Origin of the sequence: Nitrosospira sp. Nsp1 (assembly GCF_900100985.1) — a bacterium.
Lineage (GTDB): Bacteria > Pseudomonadota > Gammaproteobacteria > Burkholderiales > Nitrosomonadaceae > Nitrosospira.
This window is the reverse complement of sequence record NZ_FMUF01000006.1, coordinates 112902-133245: the sequence shown is the minus strand read 5'-3', so window position 1 is coordinate 133245 and position 20344 is coordinate 112902. Positions and strand designations below refer to the sequence as shown.

At 53.3% G+C, this 20344-nt stretch carries 19 protein-coding genes; 14 read left to right on the top strand and 5 right to left on the bottom strand.

All coding sequences use genetic code 11. The annotated features are described in order from the left end of the window. The first annotated feature begins 281 nt into the window (after positions 1–281). The 3 genes from BLP78_RS05790 to BLP78_RS05780 all read left to right on the top strand — a co-directional run bounded on the left by BLP78_RS05790 (position 282) and on the right by BLP78_RS05780 (position 2969). Positions 282–1250 (top strand): metal ABC transporter substrate-binding protein, encoded by a 969-nt coding sequence (locus tag BLP78_RS05790; protein WP_090457429.1) that lies wholly within the window; start codon positions 282–284, stop codon positions 1248–1250. A gap of 91 nt (positions 1251–1341) precedes the next feature. Then, positions 1342–2079, top strand: coding sequence for a metal ABC transporter ATP-binding protein (locus tag BLP78_RS05785; RefSeq protein ID WP_256330104.1), 738 nt, complete (start codon positions 1342–1344; stop codon positions 2077–2079). Beyond that, positions 2079–2969 carry a metal ABC transporter permease gene (locus tag BLP78_RS05780; protein ID WP_090457425.1) on the top strand — a complete coding sequence of 297 codons (891 nt, stop codon included), beginning with the start codon at positions 2079–2081 and terminating at the stop codon, positions 2967–2969. The genes BLP78_RS05785 and BLP78_RS05780 overlap by 1 nt, the downstream gene beginning before the upstream one ends. Before the next feature lie 79 nt (positions 2970–3048). Here BLP78_RS05780 and BLP78_RS05775 read toward each other — a convergent pair whose 3' ends face one another. Continuing rightward, complete coding sequence (locus tag BLP78_RS05775; RefSeq protein WP_090457524.1) at positions 3049–3546, bottom strand: hypothetical protein; 498 nt, start codon at positions 3544–3546, stop codon at positions 3049–3051. Positions 3547–3624: 78 nt separating this feature from the next. Further along, on the bottom strand, positions 3625–5292 hold the full coding sequence (locus tag BLP78_RS05770) for an alpha-glucosidase (protein ID WP_176752791.1): 1668 nt from the start codon (positions 5290–5292) through the stop codon (positions 3625–3627). A gap of 683 nt (positions 5293–5975) precedes the next feature. Between BLP78_RS05770 and BLP78_RS05765 the strand changes: the two genes are divergently transcribed. Continuing rightward, complete coding sequence (locus tag BLP78_RS05765; protein WP_090457421.1) at positions 5976–6689, top strand: hypothetical protein; 714 nt, start codon at positions 5976–5978, stop codon at positions 6687–6689. Positions 6690–7186: 497 nt separating this feature from the next. Here the strand turns inward: BLP78_RS05765 and BLP78_RS05760 are convergent, their stop codons facing one another. Then, positions 7187–8659 carry an amino acid permease gene (locus BLP78_RS05760; RefSeq protein ID WP_090457419.1) on the bottom strand — a complete coding sequence of 491 codons (1473 nt, stop codon included), beginning with the start codon at positions 8657–8659 and terminating at the stop codon, positions 7187–7189. A gap of 272 nt (positions 8660–8931) precedes the next feature. Then, complete coding sequence (locus BLP78_RS05755) at positions 8932–9621, bottom strand: DNA-3-methyladenine glycosylase family protein (RefSeq protein ID WP_090457417.1); 690 nt, start codon at positions 9619–9621, stop codon at positions 8932–8934. 344 nt (positions 9622–9965) lie between these two features. Between BLP78_RS05755 and BLP78_RS05750 the strand changes: the two genes are divergently transcribed. The 4 genes from BLP78_RS05750 to BLP78_RS05740 all read left to right on the top strand — a co-directional run bounded on the left by BLP78_RS05750 (position 9966) and on the right by BLP78_RS05740 (position 12808). Then, on the top strand, positions 9966–10577 hold the full coding sequence (locus BLP78_RS05750; RefSeq protein ID WP_090457415.1) for a hypothetical protein: 612 nt from the start codon (positions 9966–9968) through the stop codon (positions 10575–10577). Next, on the top strand, positions 10570–11136 hold the full coding sequence (locus BLP78_RS15770; protein WP_218118921.1) for a nucleotidyl transferase AbiEii/AbiGii toxin family protein: 567 nt from the start codon (positions 10570–10572) through the stop codon (positions 11134–11136). The genes BLP78_RS05750 and BLP78_RS15770 overlap by 8 nt, the downstream gene beginning before the upstream one ends. A 14-nt stretch (positions 11137–11150) precedes the next feature. Next, on the top strand, positions 11151–11513 hold the full coding sequence (locus BLP78_RS15765; RefSeq protein ID WP_218118920.1) for a nucleotidyl transferase AbiEii/AbiGii toxin family protein: 363 nt from the start codon (positions 11151–11153) through the stop codon (positions 11511–11513). 281 nt (positions 11514–11794) lie between these two features. Further along, a complete protein-coding gene (locus BLP78_RS05740) occupies positions 11795–12808 on the top strand; it encodes an NADPH-dependent aldehyde reductase Ahr (protein ID WP_090457412.1) in 1014 nt (337 codons plus the stop codon). Positions 12809–12955: 147 nt separating this feature from the next. Here the strand turns inward: BLP78_RS05740 and BLP78_RS15205 are convergent, their stop codons facing one another. Further along, complete coding sequence (locus BLP78_RS15205) at positions 12956–13180, bottom strand: hypothetical protein (protein WP_143002896.1); 225 nt, start codon at positions 13178–13180, stop codon at positions 12956–12958. A gap of 476 nt (positions 13181–13656) precedes the next feature. Between BLP78_RS15205 and ada the strand changes: the two genes are divergently transcribed. The 6 genes from ada (at position 13657) to BLP78_RS05705 (ending at position 20265) form a co-directional block, all read left to right on the top strand. Next, on the top strand, positions 13657–14763 hold the full coding sequence (ada, locus tag BLP78_RS05735) for a bifunctional DNA-binding transcriptional regulator/O6-methylguanine-DNA methyltransferase Ada (RefSeq protein ID WP_090457522.1): 1107 nt from the start codon (positions 13657–13659) through the stop codon (positions 14761–14763). Beyond that, complete coding sequence (locus BLP78_RS05730; RefSeq protein ID WP_090457410.1) at positions 14760–15509, top strand: 2OG-Fe(II) oxygenase; 750 nt, start codon at positions 14760–14762, stop codon at positions 15507–15509. The genes ada and BLP78_RS05730 overlap by 4 nt, the downstream gene beginning before the upstream one ends. A 17-nt stretch (positions 15510–15526) precedes the next feature. Then, positions 15527–16180, top strand: coding sequence for a DNA oxidative demethylase AlkB (gene alkB / locus BLP78_RS05725; protein ID WP_090457407.1), 654 nt, complete (start codon positions 15527–15529; stop codon positions 16178–16180). A 203-nt stretch (positions 16181–16383) separates the two neighbouring features. Then, the gene (locus tag BLP78_RS05720; RefSeq protein ID WP_090457405.1) at positions 16384–16791 is read left to right on the top strand and encodes a hypothetical protein; all 408 of its coding nucleotides are present in this window, start codon (positions 16384–16386) and stop codon (positions 16789–16791) included. A gap of 318 nt (positions 16792–17109) precedes the next feature. Continuing rightward, positions 17110–19353: a TonB-dependent receptor family protein gene (locus tag BLP78_RS05710; RefSeq protein ID WP_256330102.1), complete on the top strand. Its 2244-nt coding sequence runs from the start codon at positions 17110–17112 to the stop codon at positions 19351–19353. A 90-nt stretch (positions 19354–19443) separates the two neighbouring features. Beyond that, on the top strand, positions 19444–20265 hold the full coding sequence (locus tag BLP78_RS05705) for an OBAP family protein (protein WP_090457398.1): 822 nt from the start codon (positions 19444–19446) through the stop codon (positions 20263–20265). Positions 20266–20344: the final 79 nt, after the last annotated feature.

Here is a 20344-nt window from a genome sequence, read left to right as displayed (position 1 = left end):
GGATGAGCGCGTCGACCCGGTTTCGTGACAGGCATTTGCGAACTCTCGCAAATATTTACTTGTTTTTGTGTCATCCCCTGCCAGGAAATGCTTGAAGCTGAATTAGAGCGAGTTGTATGAATATTTTATAAATCTTCATACATTAAATCATGGCAGCGATTTTTATGTCAAGCGTTGCAACCCCTTGTTTCTCGGTGTATGAAATATTTATAACTATTCATATCCATCATGAAAAGTTAAACTAGCAAGTCACTCGATATCCTGAAAAATTGGGAATTTCCATGAATGGATCGATCCGTCCTGCCATCAAATTTTTATCATTCCTGCTAATTCTGGCTTCATCCGGCACAGTTCATTCTTCAGATGCGAACAAAAAGCTCGTCATTGTCACCACCGTCGCTCCTATCACAAATATTGTCCAGAATGTCGGCGGTGCTTATACCGAAGTAATTGGCATTGTTCCGGATGGAACCGATTCGCATACCTTTGAGCCTGTTCCCACGGATGCGAAAATATTGCAGTCGGCCGATATCATCATCGTAAATGGCCTGGACCTTGAATTACCCACCGTGAAGCTGGCGGAAAAGGTGAAAAAAGCAAAAACCCCTATCCTGCGGCTGGGTAATCACACATTGCGAAAGGAGGAGTGGCGGTATGATTTCAGTTTTCCCCGCGAATATGGGCATCCCAATCCGCATCTGTGGCCGAATATTGCATTGGCGATGCGTTATGCGGAACTCGTCCGGGACAAATTGATTGAGCTGGATCCGGCGCATAAGGAGGATTATCTTGCGAGCACATCGGTCTATCTGGCAAAGCTCCAGAAATTGGACAAGGCGATCTTTAATTGCGTCGGCATCATTCCGGAGAAGAACCGCAAACTGGTCACCTATCATGATTCGTTTGCTTATTTCGCCCCTCGCTACGGCATGAAAGTTATTGCAGCCATTCAGCCTTCAGATTTTTCCGAGCCGGGTCCGCAAGAAGTCATTCGTATCATCAAGCAGATAAAAAAGGAAAAGGTGCCCGCCATTTTTGGCTCCGAGGTTTTTCCCAGCAAGGTCATGGAGCAAATCGCGCGTGAAACCGGCGTAAAGTTCATTGATCAGCTTTCCGATGACGAACTGCCTGCTCCGCCCAATCACTCTTTTATAGGCATGATGGCAAATAACATGGGCCTCATGGCCGAATCACTAGGCGGCGATCCTGCTTGCATCGCACATGTCGACACAAGCAATATCAATCCCTGAGCCAATCCCTGGGATCCCCGGGCCAACCCCTGGGCTGCGGCCAAATCTCGCGGTTAGGCTGGGCGGGGTTACCGCCGCCTATGAACACAATGTGGTATTTGCAAATCTTTCGCTGGAAATTCCTGTCGGTCGGTTTGCCGGCATTGTGGGTCCCACCGGATGCGGCAAGACAACGCTGCTGAAAACCATTCTAGGAACGCATCCCGTTGACTCAGGCAATGTGCAATTGAATGGGGATTGCATAGGGAACGTGAAGCCGGGCACCATAGGTTATGTGCCACAGTTGGGAAGTGTGGATTGGAGCTTTCCCGTCACGGTGGAAGAAGTGATCATGATGGGCCTCTACACCAGCAAGCGCATCTTGCCCTGGTCCAGCAAGGAAGAGCGTGAGCGCATTCATGAACTGGCCCACAGACTCGGCATTTACGGTTGTCTGCACCATCATATCGTGAATATTTCCGGCGGCCAGCGCCAGCGCGCATTCCTCGGACGTGCGCTGGTCAATAACCCAAAGCTTCTGGTGCTGGATGAACCCACCTCGGGCGTCGATATCAAAACCCAGCATGAAATATTGCATCTGCTAAGCGATATCAACAGTGAAGGCATCACCATTTTGCTGACAACGCATGACCTCAATGCGGTGGCTTCACACCTGCCATGGGTAATCTGCTTCAACAACGGCGTGGTGGCGCAAGGCCAGCCACGCGATATTTTCACCAACGAAATCCTTACGAAAACCTATGGCGGCGATATTGTCATAGTGAAGCACAACGGGTACTTCCTCATCGCCAACAGCACACCGCTAAACCTCATGGGTGAAGGCCGGTAATGGAATTTCTTCTATTCCTTCTAGAGCCGCTGGAGTATGAATTTTTTCGGCACGGCCTTCTGGCTGGGCTGATGGTAGGCGCCTTATGCGGCTTGATAGGTGTATATGTAATATTGCGCGGCATGAGTTACGTGGGTCATGGATTGTCGCATGCGGCATTTGGCGGTGCGGTGGTAGGGTTTACGCTGAATCTTAATTTTTATGCCGGTGCAGGGGCCATGGGCCTGCTGGCCGCGGTAGTCATCAACCAGATCACAAAAAATAACAAGATCAAGCCGGACGCCGCCATCGGGATTGTCACCACCGCGATGTTCGCCCTGGGGGTGGCTATCGTCAGCAAGTCGCGCAGTTTTAATCAGAGCTTCGAGGCGGCTCTGTTCGGTAATATTCTGGGCATAACCGACCAGGATTTAGTGGTTATCGGACTAGTGACCGTTGCGGCCATGATCTCGATGTTTTTCATGTATAGGCCGTTGCTTTTTTCCACGTTCGATAACGAAGCGGCGCGAATATTCGGTATCAAAACAGGCGCTGTTCAATTGGCGTTTTCGATTCTCCTCACGCTTTCGATCATCGCGTCCATGAACGTAGTCGGCGTTACCATGATTGCCGCCACACTTATTGCGCCTGCAATGACGGCCCGAATGATGACGGACAGCTTCAGCCGCATGCTGATTTATTCGGTTCTGATAGGGGCCGTTATGGGCGTTACCGGGATGTACCTGAGTTATATCCTGAATATTGCCTCTGGCGCCGCCATTGTCCTGTTTAGCGCCTTGTTGTTCTGCTTATCACTGCTGCTCAAACCTGTCCGTAAGAAACGCATGTTGCGCAGGCGCTTTCAGCACCCCAGCCGTTTGGAAACCCTTAAACCTAAATCTGGCAGTTGACCGCTCGCGCTGCGCCAGCATACTGCGATTTCAGGCCCTGCAGTGGATGCGCCGCGGGCGCAAGCTGAACAAGCGCGTATCAATAGGAGATCGTTCCGTCTGCCTCCATTTTCCCCTTGCCGGTCTTGATATCCTGGTTTCCCTGTAACTCCACGCTTCCGCTCGCTTTTGAAAATCGCCCCGTTCCACCTGTGATCTGGAATGTTGCATTGGAAAAGGAATATGCTGGTGCAGTATCTGTTGGAATAAGAGAGCCGCTATAGTCGCCGCTAAGCTTATCGCCATTCGCCGCGGTGATGGTCAATTTGCCGATGAACGCGTAATGATTGCCCATCGGTGTAATGCAATCGCTCGCTGCAATCGAAACCTTGCCCATGTGCGTGCTTTTACCTGTGCCGGTCGTCGTGCCGCCGAATCCTGACGGGCAGTCTGGATTGAGCCCCATTTTTTCCTGCGTTACCACGCTAGCCTTCAAGGGCACGTTCGTCGGGCCTGCCAAGGCGGTAAGCGGTAGTGTCAAGCCTGCAATGGCAATGACAGAAGTTATGGTTCGCTTCGAAAACGAGAACGACGGCATGATCAATGTTGACTCCCTATTCTAATTGGTGGTTTATTTTATTTTATGGGATCGGCGGGTGATGCCATTCCAAGGATGCTAGTCTAACATTGTCACTCGTCCTTCAAATGGCTGCAATTGATGTGCATCGCTTTGAAGATGTGTCGAAAGCAGTATTCTGGAATGGTTTATCGGGTTTTTATGCGCGTACCGGGACATATTCAGTACTACGCTAAATCTTTTTCCGCCGAAAATGCGATCGTATGCGAGAATTTTTTTATTGCATAAATCGTGCGCGATCTCAAGGCTTCCAGCATGTAACGCGGGCGTTTCGTTCCGAAGGTGAATCACTTTTTTATAAAAATTAAAGAGCGAATCGGAATCCGCCATCTGCTTGTCAACATTTATTTCCTTGAAATTTTCAGCGATTGGCAGCCACGGCTCCACCGAATCGGCACAGAAACCCGCATTCGGTTTTTCGTTCCATAGCATGGGCGTGCGGCACTCGTCGCGATTGAGAATCTCAGCGCTCTTATCCACCAAGAACTGCGGAACCCAGTTATGTTGAATGGCGATAGCATCTTTTCCTTGCTTTAGCGGAATTCTCACTCTGGGTATGCCGATTTCATCCCCGAAATAGGTGAACGGAATGCCTCTGCATGTGAATTGAAATAGCGCCAGCAATTTAGCCTTTGCTACACTTCCACCCAAACGGCTGATGATGCGTGTGCGGTCATGATTGGCAAAGACGAGCGTGGGTATCAGGGGCTCGGGAAAATGCTCTTCAAATGTCAACAGCATTTGACGGTAATTTTCCGCCTTGAACGGCGTTGAAATAGCCTTGAAAAGGAAAATGGCGTTCAAGCCATTTTTGCCGTTGTGATAGCAGAACTGGTTGATCAGCGCTTCGTCCCCATGCGATTCCCCTATCAAGACCCTTCTGGGATTATCGAACTCGTCCACTACGCTTCTTAACTCCGTAGCAAATTCGAAGCTTTTTTCATGGAGAAAATTGTTTTTCAGATTTTGAAAAAAAATAGACAATGATTTGTCTGACGGGGTCAATCGAAAACTGGGCGGATTGCTGCGGAGTTCGGCATCTTCATAGATTGCGCTTATGATATCCAGCCGAAAGCCGTCTACCCCTTTTTTCAGCCAGAACCGGACCACATCAAACATGGCTTGCTTGACTTCGGGATTGTGGTAATTCAAGTCGGGTTGAAAAGGGAGAAAAGCCGTGTAATTGAACTGTTTCCGTTCAGGGTAATAGGTCCAGGCTTTGTTGCCGGCCATGGCGCGCCAGTTGTTGGGCGGCTTCATGCCATTCCTGCCTTTCCCATCTTTCCAGATGTACCAGTCCGCTTTCGGGTTATCGCGTGAGCTTGCCGATTCCTTGAACCAGGCATGCTCATTGGAGGTGTGATTCAGCACCAGGTCGAATACGAGTTTCATTTTCCTGCGATGCACCTCTTGCACCAGCTTTTCAAAAAGCGCCATATCGCCATACTGTGGAGAAATGGAAAAATAGTCGCTGATATCGTAGCCAAAATCTCTTTGTGGACTTTCCGTAAAGGGCGAAATCCAGATTGTTTCGTAACCGAGGTCTTTAAGATAATCAAGTTTTTCGATGACACCCGGTATATCTCCGATGCCATCTCCATTGGTGTCGAAGAAGGAGCGGGGATAGATATGGTAAACGGTGGTTTTTTTCCACCATTCGCCATCTGAATCATCGGGGAAAATGGAACTCTTGAAACTGTCTGTCATAGCTGTTTGGAATAAGTTTCCCATAAGAATTATTTACGATTTTGGTGATATCTGCCTTTCGGAATTGAAGACCCGGGTTGATCTATTCGAAGGGAGCAGGATATATACAGGGAGGATATATAGAGAGCAGGATATATAGGCAGACCTGTGAACCTTCGGCCCAGCCGAAGCCATGATCAGGGAAGAAGAGCGGCGCAGTTCGAACACCGACCGGATATGACGAGCAAGATTTCTCTCAACTGGCAGAGTCTTGCTTTATCAAGGACTATAGGACTGCTAATTACCTGCCCGAGTTCAATGGCGACAGATAGTTCTGCAGAAAACCTGGTAGCTCTTGCATTGGAGGTAGGGATGCTATAAAACGCGGTACGGCTCGGGTACGATTAAAATGGGCTACGACGGCAATCCAGTAGAGAGCCCGGTAGAGGTGGCAATCGCAGGTAATCACGATTTCGCGATCAGAAATTTCTCTCAGGCAAGCAGAAGCATTCAAACCTCAGCATTACTGTCGTGCAAACGTCTCGTCATTTTGAAGCTATCATGAAACAAGAGCAGTGCTAGTACCTTAGTCCGATGGTCAAACGATTAATACAGGTAGGATAATGTTCCATCGCTCACTGAAAAATTACCACTTTACTTTTCGCCTCGGATCGTAAGCGCCAATTTTATAAGATGAACGTCATATGGAAAACTTGAGTACGGCGTTATCGGTGGTGGCGGTGTTAGCGGAACCGCTGGGGGAAAATGCTACGCTGATAGGTCCTGTTCATTATCAGTCCTTCGCAGCCAGCCGTTTTGCCCGCGCTTCATTCGCGTATTTTCACCTTGAAGATTTCGAGAACGGCATCCTTGATACTTTCAACGCCCTGGCACCGCATGGAATGGTGTTGCAGCCTGCCGGCCAGGCCGCCCCGGCCGAAGCAGAAGATGGCTCGACAGATAATTCGCATTCTTCGCGTAATACATGGTACGCAGACGGCGACTCGATCCTGACATTTTCGTTCAGTAAGGAATTACTCGGCGAGCTACCTACCGATGCCGGTTTGATATGGACCGACATGGGACTTGCCAACATTCGGGGCGGTTTTAAAAGCGTACTTTTTGAAGCTTTCGATGCGTCAAATAATTTGCTGGGAGCGATCGGCCCATCCGCGATGGGAGATGGATTATTCGCGGGTCAAACGGCGGAGGACCGGTTCTTTGGCGTTAGCAGCGCCAACGGCGTCGGTTCCATACGAATAACTTCATTGAGCAGTACCGAGCAAGGGATGGATCAGTTCCGGTACCACCTCCCGGAGTCTGCGCAATTCGACGCGAATTCTGAATCAGCCGCCCTTGCCTTGCTTGTGGTCGGGCATGGGGGAAGCGGGTTCAAACGACGGCATTTGCAAAGCTGAAACGGTAAGGCCCGGATTCAGGTACGCATAAGCAGGGTTGCGCAATGTGAGAGAGATTCAGTTGCGACGAGTAGACCGCCAAGTTGGTTTAACCTAAATCCGGTAGTTGACCGCTCATTTAATAGATCAGTATTATGATTAATAACAATATTTCATATTATTTGACGCTCACCTCCGGATGAGGACGCTACGGGGTGAATTGCACAGTTTTTGGGGTACATGGCTGCGTTGCAACTCCTTGGAATGGAACGGCGCCCCGAAGCGTCGCCCGAGGGACCCCGCGAAGCGGGGATCGGGCAGCGCAGGGGATGCCGCGATCGCGTTCCACACGCAAGGGGGCGCCCGCATCCCGCTTCGGGGTCGCACCTTCCTGCGGAAGGCACTGCTCCACCCTGCGCGATCGTATTCCGCGTCATTGCGCCTTGCCCTGCACCCCAAAAACCGTACACTTCATCCCGTCCAACTACCGGATTTAGGTTGATGCGGACATACGCGCATCAACCGCCCGCCTGCTGTTTTCCCAAATGGCTGCGTTTGCGGGCATAAGCGAAATAAACGATGAGGCCGGTCAAGGCCCAGTACAAAAACAATCTTATCGTATTCCAGCCCAGGCTGACGAATAGCAGCGCGCATCCTGCCATGGCCAGCGGACCGACGATCCAGATCATCGGTGTTTTGAACGGCCTGTGTCGCTCAGGTTCGCGGCGGCGAAGGATCATCACGCCCAGCGCCACCATGAAAAATGCGAAGAGGGTGCCGGAGTTCGAGACATCGGCCAGCATTCCGACCGGGAACATCGCAGCGAAGAACGCCACGGCGATACCTGTGACCAGGGTGACGACATGTGGGGTATGAAAACGCTTATGCACATGGGAGAAGAACTTCGGCATAAGCCCGTCGTGCGACATGGTAAACAGAACGCGGGTTTGCCCATAAATCATCATCAGCACCACGGAGGGCAGAGCGACGATGGCGGCAGAAGCCACCCAATTGCCGACCACCGGGTAACCCACCTCACGTAACACAAAAGCCAGGGGTTCCTTGGATAAGGATAGCTCGGCACCTGGCTGGGCGCCGACAGCGCCCACTGCGGCATACGCGACGATCAGGTAAAAAACCGTGCATATCGTCAATGAACCTATGAGCCCAATGGGTACGTTACGGTTGGGATTGTTGGTTTCTTCCGCCGCCGTCGAGACGGCATCGAACCCGATATAGGCAAAAAAGATGGAGGCGGCGGCGCCGAGTACGCCTACACCGGAAAGCGGTGTACCCCAGCCATTGGGCAGCATAGGCTCAAAGTTGGCCGCATTGACGGCGGGCAGGGCGAGAATGATAAAGGCCATGAGCGCAACTATTTTTACGATGACAAGAATAGCCGTGAACCTGGCGCTCTTTGAAGTGCCTATGATCAGGAGAAGCGTAACGAAAAGCGAGATCAGGAATGCCAGCAGATTGAAACCGCCTGCGGAGGTTGTGCCCGCTGTTGCGCCTGTTTCGGTTTTAGTTGCAAGAACAATAAAATCGTAAGGTCCTGCAGTCAGAGCCAAGGGCAGCCCATACCCTATCTCATGGAGGAAACCATTGATATAGCCGGACCACCCGACGGCAACCGCGGCGGCTGCGACCGCATATTCCAGAATAAGCGCCCAACCTACCATCCATGCCGCCAACTCTCCAAATACCGCATAGGAATAGGTATATGCGGATCCCGCAACGGGCACCATCGCTGCGATCTCGGAATACACCAACGCTGCCAGTGCGCAGACAAAGCCGGCAATGACAAACGAAAACATCATGCCTGGCCCGGCTTTATCCGCAGCAACCGATGTCAGCACGAAAATGCCGGTGCCGATAATAGCGCCGATACCAAGCATGGTAAGGTCGAAGGCCCCGAGCTGGCGCTTGAGCCCCCTCGTGCGTGCTGACTCAAGTATGTGATCCAGGGACTTGACGCGCTCAAACAACATTTGTTTCTCCGGTAAAAAGGGAGCAAAACGAATTTGCTCCCGCTCTGAATTCAATGAGGGTCTAATGAGCTATCGGCGAGCGCGTTGTACTCCGCGGAGACGTACTCAGCGGTTCCTCAGGTCCAGTGGGAGTTTTCGCAAGGCGCATTCTAAACCAGCCGGGCGCGACGCGATGAAAATGCTGCTTTGAACCGCGAAAATTGCCTGAAGCGCAGTAAAATATCGGCATTAACCGGCTTGGTCCGGCAAATTGTCCAGATATACCAGGCTCGCTACCCCTTCTTCATCCTCTTCTTGATTTTTGTATAGCCAGGCAGTGAGGGGGCACGCCATAAATACCAGGATGCCACCGTTCGATAAGGGCTGCAGAGCATGCCGACTGTTTCCATCGCTTTGCGAGTGGGAATAGTATCAAGAGTTTTCAGGAACCGGTAGCCCTCGCGCACGCCAAAGTCATCGGCCGGCAATACATCGATACGGTCGAGCGTGTAGATGAGCAGCATCTCGACCGTCCAGCGGCCAATACCCGGCAGCGCTACAAGGCGGGCGATGAGTTCATCATCGGACATTTCGCCCGCGATATCGCGAGTTGGCACAAGGCCGTTCAATGCGCCCTCAGCAATACTTCTTATCGTGCTGATCTTGCGGGTTGAAAAACCGCACGAACGAAGTTCTTCAAATTGGGATGCCAATATTTGGGCCGGGCTGGGAAATGCATCTTCGGGGTACAAATCCAGAAATCTGCCGATAATGGCGTCGGTCGCCCGAGCGTGCAATTGCTGGTATGCCACCGCTCTCACCAGTGCTTCGTAAGGCTCGCGCGCGGGTTCTGGCTGATGCATGCATGGTCCCACCGATTTAATCAATCGTGACCAATCCTCATCAATGCGAGAGAGAGGGCTGGCGGCAAGACGATAGATGTCAGCAGGAGAATTCGCGCCCTTCGTTGCGGTGTTTGCCATTTGTCCGATCTTTTACCTGATTTCCGAACTGAATCGTTGCCCCTCTGCAACCCGGCGCGATAGTCACTGTACTGGATAAGGAGAAATTGGAATGATAGCGTTTTCCTCGAACTGTCGTTTGGGATCGCGCCTTGTCGCCGCTGGAAAATACGGCTGATGGCGCGGAAAATGGAGTCGGTGGTCGCTAATCCGATCATTCGGCTGGCACGGCGCATGATCACATGGTTCGGTCAAGGAAACTGGCTTGGGCCGGCCAGCGGGCCAAACCCGTAGGGTACATTTCGGGGGCAGACGCGGCTGGCGGAATGCGATAAAATGCATGAAATCTCAATGAAAAACTAGCCATGTCTGCCACCGTTCCATCTTCCACTGATTCCCTCCGAGGTGCCGTTGCGCACCTTGCGGGTGAGCTGCAAGCCGGTCGCGTCTATCGACGGGAGGATCTCGCACGTCTGTCCACCGCGGTGGACAGACATCTGCGTGAGTTGGTGGCTGCCGGGAAGCTGAAGAAGCTCGCCCAGGGGTTGTACCACGCCCCGAGGCAATCCAGCTTTGGTCCGCTGCCGCCTGCCGATGAACAGGTGGTGGGTGGTTTCCTGCGTGACAAGGACTTTCTCGTATTCTCCCCTTCGGCCTACAACGCCGTGGGCCTGGGCACCACGCAACTCTACAACCGCACGCTGGTCTACAACCACAAGCGCCATGGCGTTTTCCGGCTCGGCAACCGGCAGTTCGAATTCCGCACGAAGCCGCGCTTTCCGAAGAAGCTCACACTCGAGTTTCTGTATGTCGACCTGCTGAACAATCTCGAAGAGTTGGCCGAGGACCGCGATGCGGTCTTGCGCCAAGCGCGCAGCAAGCTGCCGTCTTTCGACTCGGCCCGCCTTCAACGCGCAATCGACAACTTTGGCAGCGTGGCGACGCGCAAGCGCTTGCGGGAGTGGGTGGGTGCCTGACTTCCTGCACGCACGGCGGGATTTCGACCAGTTGCTGGCGCTCGTCGCCGACGAGCGCGGACTTGATCCCATACTGGTCGAGAAGGACTACTGGATCATGCATTGCCTGTGGGGCCTTCAGGCCCAAGGCTTTCAGTTCGAGTTGAAGGGGGGTACTTCCCTGTCAAAGGGATTCGGCATCATCCGCCGCTTCTCCGAGGACATCGACATCCGCATCGAGTCGCTCGACGGCATGGATGTGAAGACAGGGCGCAATCAGGACAACCCGGCACACGTCGCTTCGCGCCGCGCTTACTACGATGAACTGGCAGCACGCATCTGCATTCTGGGCATCGACAGCGTGGCGCGCGACACGCAGTTTGATGACGACAAGATGCGCAGTGCCGGCATCCGACTGAACTACACGCCGCGTGTAGCGGCATTGGCTGGCGTCAAGGACGGCATTCTGTTGGAACTGGGTTTTGATGACACGGCGCCCAATCGGCCGGTCACCATCTCCTCATGGGCCCTGGATCTTGCCCGTGACGGGGCGTCGATGTGTTCGACAACCGGGCTGTAGCCGTACCCTGCTACATGCCGACGCACACCTTCGTCGAGAAGCTCCAGACGATCTCCACCAAGTTCCGCCGGTTGGGCGAAGCACAGGCGTTTCCCGGGAATTTCCTGCGGCACTACTACGACGTGTACTGCCTTCTCAGCTTGGAGGAGGTGCAGGCCTTCATGCGGGAGTCCGCTTACCAGGAGCGCAAGGCGCAGCGCTTTCGGAGCGGTGACGAGCAGGTGATTGCCCGAAACCCCGCTTTCGTGCTGGCCGATTCTGCGCAACGTGAGCGTTTCGCGCTGGAGTACCGCAAGACAGAAGCGCTGTACTACCAAGGTCAGCCGGATTTTGATGCGCTGGTGGCCCGGATTCATCAATACATCGACGCAATGTGAAGAGACGCATGCTGGATTGGTATCACACGACAAATGATCGCCGACGCCATCAGTATAAGAACTATATTGCCGAAGATTTTGAAGGGACGAAATGCGGGAATTTCGACTCGACATGGATCGATCCAATTGGACAGTACGGTATCGGTGGTTTATTCTTGCTGGAAACGAAAAGCAACAGTGTCTGATGCGCACGCAGCGGCTAAAAAGCATTATCGCCAGGCAGCATGAATAGAACCTGAATAGAACCGCTGATGCAGGAATTCAACTGAGGAGAGCAATCAATGGATATTCATGGATGGGCTGCGCACGGTGCAAAACAGAAGCTGGAGCCATTTTCATACAATCCCGGTCCCCTGGGTCCGGAAGAAGTGGAGATCGCTATCGAGTATTGTGGCCTCTGCCACTCCGATTTGTCCATCTTGAATAACGATTGGGGACTCTCCAAATATCCGGTCGTACCGGGCCATGAAGCGGTAGGCCGGATCGTGGCGTTGGGCCAACATGCGAAAGGCTTACGGATGGGCCAGCGTGTGGGCGTGGGCTGGAATAGCAGTAGTTGCATGCATTGCCACCAATGCATGACCGGGAACAACAATCTGTGTGCGGAAGCGGGCGCGACCATCATAGGGCACCATGGAGGCTTCGCAGAAAGAGTGCGTTCGCATTGGGCCTGGGCAATTCCTTTGCCTGATGCGCTCGATATTTCTTCCGCCGGTCCGCTGCTGTGCGGGGGAGTCACGGTGTTTGCGCCACTGGTCATTTATGGCGTCAAGCCAACGGATCGAGTGGGCATCGTAGGTATCGGCGGCCTCGGCCATATGGCCATACGATTTGCCAATGCCTGGGGTTGCGAGGTCACGGCGTTTACCTCGAATTTGTCGAAGGCCGACGAGCTACGGAAGCTGGGCACGCATCGCATAGTATCGAGCCGCGACGGCGCCGATATTCTCAAGGCGGCCAATACACTTGATTTTCTACTCGTCACCGTCAACATTCCGCTCGATTGGAGCGCGCTGCTAAAGACATTGAAGCCGAATGGCCGCATGCATGTCGTCGGCGCTGTGTTGGAGCCGATGCCCATTCCGGCATTTGACCTGATCTTTGGCCAGAAAAGCGTTTCCGGATCGCCGACGGGCGCCCCCGCGATAATGTCATCCATGCTGGATTTTGCCGCGCGGCACGATATCGCGCCACAAGTCGAACACTTTCCGTTAAGTAAAGTGAACGATGCGATCGAGCACCTTGCGGCAGGCAAGGCGCGCTATCGCATTGTCCTGGATGCTGATTTTCACTGAGAAAATCGGGTAGAGAAGCTCTTTTGTGGGGGTGCATGGAACAAAAACAGCAAAAAGGTATTCCGCAGCCGGGATAACACGCCCGCGCGCTGAACGGATGGAAGAAGCGCGTAGCATGGATATCAAGTCTTACGCGCCCCCGTTTCCTCACCTGCCCGCCGTTAGTTCAAGCTGCTCATTAATTGGAGTAGGAGCATCTGTCACTGCTACTGCTAACGTTTTGTCCAATGGCAATTCGCCGTAACCCATTGGGTAATGGGCGACATTCATTGCAAGTAATCTGGCGCATTCCGCCCACTCTACCTTATCCGGAGTATTCATCGGTTTATCTATGTGAGCTATATGATGCTCAAATCTTGTCAGGTAGGACATGGTATTTTTTCTTGGAGGTTGATTGAGGACGAAAAAGAGGCCCACGCGGGGGGCGTGAGCCTGTAAAGAAGCGAAGCACTATCTAGTCAAGGATGGCTTCCCGGTTAATTTTGCCCCAATACGAATTGTTTGAACCCGAGAATAGAGGGGTAATTTCCTTTTTTATTGATGAGCATGAGGTAGAGAAGATGTGATTCCCGCATTCAGGAACAGCAAACAAAAAAACGCCCTTTGGCGAGGGTGAGGAGAGGGTCATTCCCGTGTACGGGTACGTTGGGCAAAAAACCCCACCGAAAGCGGGTTTGAAGGACCTTAAGGAGAAGTAAACCACCTCAAGTTTTTTGGCCGAATCAGGATCGAATTTGAATCTTCAAACAAAATCGAATTCGAAAGCAAGGCGCGGAGTGCGACAGGAGTGCCGACATTGATAAATTGATAACGTTACCGATGTCATGCAATTTCTAAAGGAGCTCATCATGAACACTTTAGCAAAAAAAGCACAACGCACTGCTGAAACAATTAGTGACCCCCGCTGGGCCCCCGTTGTCGCGCGTGATACCGAAGCTGACGGCAAGTTTTATTACGCAGTCAGGACCACGGGCGTGTATTGCCGTCCTTCCTGCGCAGCCCGTCCGGCAAGGCCCGAGAATGTCGTTTTTTACACCACACGCGGAGAAGCGGAGAAGGCAGGTTTCAGGGCCTGCAAACGCTGCCAGCCGGACAAGCCCCCTCGGGCTGAGCAATATGCGACCAAGGTCACGCAAGCCTGCCGCATTATCGAAGAATCGGAAACGGCCCCAACCCTGGAAAAGCTGGCGATGCAGGTTGGCATGAGCACCTATCACTTTCATCGCACGTTCAAACAAGTTGCCGGGCTGACGCCAAGGCAATATGCGGCGGCGCAGCGCGAGAAAAAGGTGCGCGATGAACTTGGCCGTGGCAGTACAGTAACGGATGCCATTTTTGACGCGGGCTACAATTCCAGCAGCCGCTTCTACGAAAAATCCAACCAGGTTCTGGGCATGACGCCGAGCAGTTATCGCGCTGGCGGTACGGATAGCAAAATTCGCTTTGCCGTTGGGGAATGCTCACTCGGATCGATACTGGTTGCTCAAAGCAGTCGTGGCATTTGCGCGATTCTCCTGGGTGATGATCCCGATAAGCTGGTACATGACCTGCAGGATGGTTTTTCGCACGCCTGCCTCATCGGTTGTGATGCCGATTTCGAAGAACTTGTCGCAAAGGTGGTCGGTTTCATCGAGGCGCCGGGTATCGGGCTGGATCTGCCGTTGGACGTGCGTGGGACTGCGTTTCAGCAACGAGTGTGGCAGGCGCTGCGCGAAATTCCAGTAGGACAGACCGCAAGTTATACTGATATCGCCAGGCGCATCGGCGCGCCGAAGTCGGTGCGGGCCGTGGCACAGGCTTGCGCGACAAACAAAGTCGCAGTCGCAATTCCGTGTCATCGGGTGGTGCGTAACGATGGAACCCTGGCGGGTTACCGCTGGGGTGTAGAGCGCAAGCGCAATCTTCTTGAGAAAGAGGAGGTGGAGGCGAAGGTGAAGTTGAAAGTACAGGCATGAATACGCCGACAAGCGAATTGTGGAGTATTGCTCCCGTGCGGAATACAGCACGCCGGATGAAGGCGTTTGATTGGACGCGGATATCGAATGATCTGGACACGCAGGGCTGCGCGGTAATCGAACGACTTGTTTCTCCTGAAGATTGCGACGTACTGGCACGATTATATGTGCGGAATGACATTTTCAGGAACCGCGTCGTCATGGCGCGCCACGGTTTCGGGCGCGGGGAATACAAGTATTTCAGCTATCCGTTGCCCGGTATCATCACCGAACTGCGCACGTCGATATATCCCCGGCTTGTGCCGATCGCAAATCGCTGGGATGAAGCAATGGGCATAGCGGTGCGCTATCCGGAGAAACTTGCTGATTTCATCAAACGCTGCCATGAAGCGGGTCAGCTTCGCCCGACCCCTTTGTTGTTGCAATATGAGCCGGGTGATTATAATTGCCTGCATCAAGACTTGTACGGAGAGCATGTATTTCCGATCCAGATCACGATATTGCTATCCGAGCCGGGCCGGGATTTCACGGGTGGCGAATTCGTGCTGACCGAGCAGCGGCCACGCATGCAATCACGCCCCGAGGTCGTGCCCTTGAGGCAGGGAGACGCAGTGGCGTTTGCCGTGCATCATCGGCCTGTGCATGGCACACGGGGCGTATATCGGGTCAACTTGCGCCACGGCGTCAGCCGCATACGCTCGGGCCGCCGCCATACCGTGGGCATCATTTTTCACGATGCAATTTGAGAGCCAAAGGGATAAACATGACGCTCAGCCTGTTTGAAGGCGTGACGCAATGCCAGGCGCAACGGGAGGAGCTATGCTCCGGCGCGACCGTGCTGCGTGGCTTTGCGATGCGGGATGAGGCTGCCATTTTTGCACAATTATGTGATATCACAACCGCTGCGCCATTTCGCCACATGGTTACACCGGGCGGTTTCCGAATGTCCGTCGCGATAACGAATTGTGGTTCTTTTGGTTGGGTAACGGATCGCGCGGGCTATCGCTATGATAGGGCAGACCCGGAAAACGGCAAGCCATGGCCTTCCATGCCGGGCGTATTCCTGAAGCTGGCGCAAGATGCTGCGGCAAGCGCCGGCTTCCCGAATTACGCGCCAGATGCATGTCTCGTCAATCGCTATGAGCCGGGAGCGCGGCTATCGTTGCATCAGGACAAGAACGAGCGAGACTTCGGTGCGCCTATCGTTTCCGTGTCGCTTGGGATTTCGGCTGTGTTTTTATGGGGTGGCTTGCGGCGCGGGGATAAGCCGGTGCGCGTACAATTGACACATGGTGACGTGATGGTGTGGGGCGGACCGGCAAGGCTGCGCTATCATGGCGTGCTCCCGCTCAAAGATGGGTATCATCCCCTTGCGGGTGCCTGCCGGATAAACCTGACTTTTCGTAAGGCGGTTTGAGGGTTTCCGAAAATCGCGCGGCTCCGGCAAATGAATTCGAAAGCAAGCATGAGGTTCCTTAGCGCCTGGTTCTGTGCTATGTTTTTGAGAGTAAATGTGGGATGCCGCCATTGGCGGTTGCGTCCTTACAATATAAACGAAGACAAAGAGATAAAGAGAGACAGGGTGGCGTCATTTCACAAACGATAAGGAGACAGCATGTCATGAATCAGACGATTCTCTTTGCAGCTTTTTTTGCGCTCACTACCGCATTCACAGCCAATGCGGGCGTACTGGAAAATGGGACCTGGTCCGCTAGCGGATGCGGCGCCATGCCGGAAACACCGGTTATCGACTCGAGTAGCGTTGCTGCTTTCAATCGAAGCGTCAGCGCAATTAACGCCTGGCAAAAACAAATGCAGGTCTACCATGACTGCATGATCAAGGAAGCAAATGCCGACAGCGTAACTATTAATCAGTCTGCAACGGCAGGGCAGGGGCGGATAAACGGGATAGTGGAAAAGATAAATACGGAAGTCGCCGCCGGAAAGCAGAAAGTGGAGCAGAGCCAAAGTGCTTCTCCACCTTTATCTTCTCCACCCGGAGCAGCCCCTGGCAGTATGGCGTATTAAACCCGGATAATTCATTAGGCAGCTCTGCGAGCCTACGCGAGTGCTGGCGGTCAGTTTGCGGCCATTTTTGCTACCTGCGCGGCGCCCATAGACCAGGCTATGGACTTCTCTCAACCGGAAAAACGGTCTCGCAACCTGCCTCGCCATCTCGCGTCCCAATGGAATATCCGGGTTGAACGAATGAGGTTATTCTTTCGGCTCATGGCGGCAAGGACGCTATATATGTCAATTACGCTGGTGCCTGCTTCAACTAACAGCTGAGCAATTCGAAATATTGTCCCTTCTTCATATTGGAATGTATCGGCCACAGCAAAATCATTGAAGACGTTAAGTTCGATGCCGGCCACTGCGGTAGTCGTATTGCTCATTCTGGCACCGGCATCAGGTTCCTTGTTGGCACAGCCGGATGCTGAGCCGGATACTCAGTTGCCGGTTCGGCCAATCGTTCGGCCAGTCGCCCAGCCAAGCGCCTCATCGTCAAGCGCTCTGCCTACCCTCCATCCTGTCGTCATTACGGGTACTCGTATGGAACAATCGAGTTTCTCGCTGCCCATGTCCATTGACGTGGTGGAGGGGTTGGTGATCCAGGACTCCCAGCCACGCGTCAATCTCTCTGAAGCGCTCTCGCGCGTTCCCGGCCTGGTCATTCAAAACCGCCAGAATTATGCGCAGGACCTGCAGGTATCCAGCCGCGGCTTTGGCGCACGCTCCACTTTCGGCATTCGCGGAATACGGATGATCGTTGACGACATCCCCGCCTCAATGCCGGACGGGCAGGGCCAGGCCGCTAACATCAACCTGGGTTCGACCAAGCGCATTGAAGTGCTGCGCGGCCCCTTCTCGGCTATCTATGGCAATGCCTCCGGCGGCGTGATACAGGCATTCACCGAAGATGGTCCGGCGGAACATATGATATCCGGCACGCTGCTGGGGGGCAGCTATGGCACGACGCGCGGCGAGATCAAGCTCGGCGGCACGCTGGGTGGGACAGGTGCGGCAGGTACAGCAGGTGCAGTAGCAGGCCCGTTCAACTATGTGGTCGATATTTCACGTTTTCAAACGGATGGCTACCGCGACCACAGCGCCGCTACACGCTACCAGGCAAGTGCAAAGCTTACCTACCGGGTCAATCAGGACGCCACGCTCACCCTGATGGCAAACGAGCTGCACCAAGGCAATACGCAAGATCCGCTCGGGCTCACGCGTGCTCAGGTGAGCGCTGATCCGCGCCAGGCGGATACAAGTGCCACCACCTTCAATACTCGCAAGCGCATCGACAATACACAGGGCGGCCTCGTCTATACGCATAAATTTTCATCCGCGAACACGGTCAAGCTGATAGGTTATACGGGAACGCGGCGGATTGAGCAGTTTCTCGCTGTGCCGCGCGGCGCGCAGATTCCGGCCACGAGCTCGGGGGGCGTTGTCGATCTGGATCGCGAATTTGGCGGCCTCGGTTTGAGATGGATGCATCGCAGCAGCGGGGAGCGTCCTCTGACTGTCACTGCGAGCATCGATTACGAGATTTCTAAAGAAAGGCGCAAGGGATTCGAGAATTTCTCGGGAATGGCGTTGGGTGTGCGCGGAAACATGCGTCGCAACGAGGACGATACGGTCTCTAGCTTCAGCCAATATGTACAAGCCGAGTGGCAGTTTGCGTCAGCGTGGATACTTTCTGCCGGCGTGCGCCATACGGAAGTGAAATTCAGGTCGGAGGATTTTTTTATCCGTCCCGATAACGCCAATGACAGCGGCAATCTGACTTTCCGCAATGTTATTCCGATACTGGGACTGCTGTATAAGGCGACGCCCACGCTCAATCTCTACGTCAGCGGGGGGGAAGGTTTTGAGACCCCGACTTTTGCCGAACTTGCCTACAGGCCGGATGGTGCAACAGGTCTCAATTTCGCGCTTCGGCCGAGCAAGAGCCGGAATGTCGAAGCAGGGGTTAAATGGCTGGCCACGAGCAATACACGTATCAATCTGGCATTTTTTGAAACGCTGGTTAGCGGTGAGATACTGCCTGCGACGAATTCCGGAGGACGAACCACTTTTCAGAATGCAGCCGACACGAGGCGCCGCGGTGTGGAATTTTCAGCCGACTCCCGTTTTAGCACTGATCTCTCCGTGTATTTATCTTATACGTATCTCGATGCTGAATTCGAGGATTCGTATACCTACCTCCGAACCGGAGGGCTTTCCACAACCGTAGCCAACGGTAATTTTCTGCCTGGCGTACCTCGCAATACCGCTTATACGGAATTGGCATGGCGGCGCGGCTTGCCCGGTTTCTCGGCAGTGGTGGAAGCGATCTATCGTGACAAGGTTTTCGCAAACGATACCAATACCGAAGCCGCTAAACGATATGCCATTGCAAATATCCGCTTCTCTTATTCGCATCGGATCGGTGGCTGGAAGCTCAGCGAGTTCTTGCGGTTGGACAATATTACCGATACGCGATATGTGGGCTCGGTAATCGTAAACGAAGGGAACAGCCGCTTTTACGAACCTGCACCAGGGCGGAACGTAATAGTGGGCATGAGCGCAAGATACACGTTTTAACCAGCAGTCATTATGTCTTGTGCGCTACCGTACCGAAACGCGAGGCGGTACCCCTATAATAAAAAGTTGGAGAGATTATGGGGAGATAATATGGACGGGCTGCGTTTAAATTTCCGCATTATTTTATGTGCTGGCTTACTATCCGGCGCAATATCACTAGCCTCTGCAGCAGGCTCCTTCGCTCAGGTGGCGCAAGCAAGCTCGCCGCCTGATAGGACACCCGCCGGTGGGGAAAAAACAGCCAAAACACGAGCACTGGAGTTGGGCGCAAAACTTCTGCAGCGCAATTCTCCATTAAAGCCATTTGACATCTATCTTGTCGGCTTTCATCCGATGAAGGATTCTCCGGAAGACCAGATGGAGGCACATCATTACTGTCATCAGGTGAATGAGGATTTTGTACAATGCATATTATTCGATGACAATACCGAGGACGCGAACCTGAATGGTATCGAATACATTATTTCCGAAAAGCTTTTCGCTACCTTGCCTGAAGCCGAAAGAAAATACTGGCATCCTCACAATGGTGAAATTCTTACCGGACAGCTTGTTGCGCCAGGTATTCCGAAAGCTGCGGAAAAAGAGTTGATGAAGGGGAAGATGAACAGCTACGGCAAAACCTGGCACGTCTGGAATACCGGTTATGAAGGAAACCCGGGCGATAAGATGCCGTTGGGTAAGCCGATGCTGGGCTGGTCTTTCAATCGCGATGGCGAGGCGATACCGGAGCTGGTCGAAAAGCGAGATAAGAAACTGAAACTGAACACTGCGGAGACGCGCAGACAACGCAAGGACTTGGAACAGTTTGCCAAGCCCCAATCAGGCGTCGATGATCTCAAGGGGAAGTTCGCCCGGCCCACGAAAGATATCCCGGGTGTCATCGATCGGAAGAGCGCTGGCAAGGTTGACTAAAAAGCGGCTCCCAGCTTTACTATTTCCGCTACGTGATTTTTTCCAACCTGATTCCAGAGATGCTAATGCAAGCCAACTA

Excerpts from the sequence above, each read along its gene's own strand:
- BLP78_RS05790 (WP_090457429.1), top strand. The coding sequence starts at position 282 with ATGAATGGATCGATCCGTCCTGCCATCAAATTTTTATCATTCCTGCTA.
- BLP78_RS05780 (WP_090457425.1), top strand. The coding sequence starts at position 2,079 with ATGGAATTTCTTCTATTCCTTCTAGAGCCGCTGGAGTATGAATTTTTT.
- BLP78_RS05775 (WP_090457524.1), bottom strand. The coding sequence starts at position 3,546 with ATGCCGTCGTTCTCGTTTTCGAAGCGAACCATAACTTCTGTCATTGCC.
- BLP78_RS05770 (WP_176752791.1), bottom strand. The coding sequence starts at position 5,292 with ATGACAGACAGTTTCAAGAGTTCCATTTTCCCCGATGATTCAGATGGC.
- BLP78_RS05765 (WP_090457421.1), top strand. The coding sequence starts at position 5,976 with ATGGAAAACTTGAGTACGGCGTTATCGGTGGTGGCGGTGTTAGCGGAA.
- BLP78_RS05760 (WP_090457419.1), bottom strand. The coding sequence starts at position 8,659 with ATGTTGTTTGAGCGCGTCAAGTCCCTGGATCACATACTTGAGTCAGCA.
- BLP78_RS05755 (WP_090457417.1), bottom strand. The coding sequence starts at position 9,621 with ATGGCAAACACCGCAACGAAGGGCGCGAATTCTCCTGCTGACATCTAT.
- BLP78_RS05750 (WP_090457415.1), top strand. The coding sequence starts at position 9,966 with ATGTCTGCCACCGTTCCATCTTCCACTGATTCCCTCCGAGGTGCCGTT.
- BLP78_RS15765 (WP_218118920.1), top strand. The coding sequence starts at position 11,151 with ATGCCGACGCACACCTTCGTCGAGAAGCTCCAGACGATCTCCACCAAG.
- BLP78_RS05740 (WP_090457412.1), top strand. The coding sequence starts at position 11,795 with ATGGATATTCATGGATGGGCTGCGCACGGTGCAAAACAGAAGCTGGAG.
- BLP78_RS15205 (WP_143002896.1), bottom strand. The coding sequence starts at position 13,180 with ATGTCCTACCTGACAAGATTTGAGCATCATATAGCTCACATAGATAAA.
- ada (WP_090457522.1), top strand. The coding sequence starts at position 13,657 with ATGAACACTTTAGCAAAAAAAGCACAACGCACTGCTGAAACAATTAGT.
- BLP78_RS05730 (WP_090457410.1), top strand. The coding sequence starts at position 14,760 with ATGAATACGCCGACAAGCGAATTGTGGAGTATTGCTCCCGTGCGGAAT.
- alkB (WP_090457407.1), top strand. The coding sequence starts at position 15,527 with ATGACGCTCAGCCTGTTTGAAGGCGTGACGCAATGCCAGGCGCAACGG.
- BLP78_RS05720 (WP_090457405.1), top strand. The coding sequence starts at position 16,384 with ATGAATCAGACGATTCTCTTTGCAGCTTTTTTTGCGCTCACTACCGCA.
- BLP78_RS05705 (WP_090457398.1), top strand. The coding sequence starts at position 19,444 with ATGGACGGGCTGCGTTTAAATTTCCGCATTATTTTATGTGCTGGCTTA.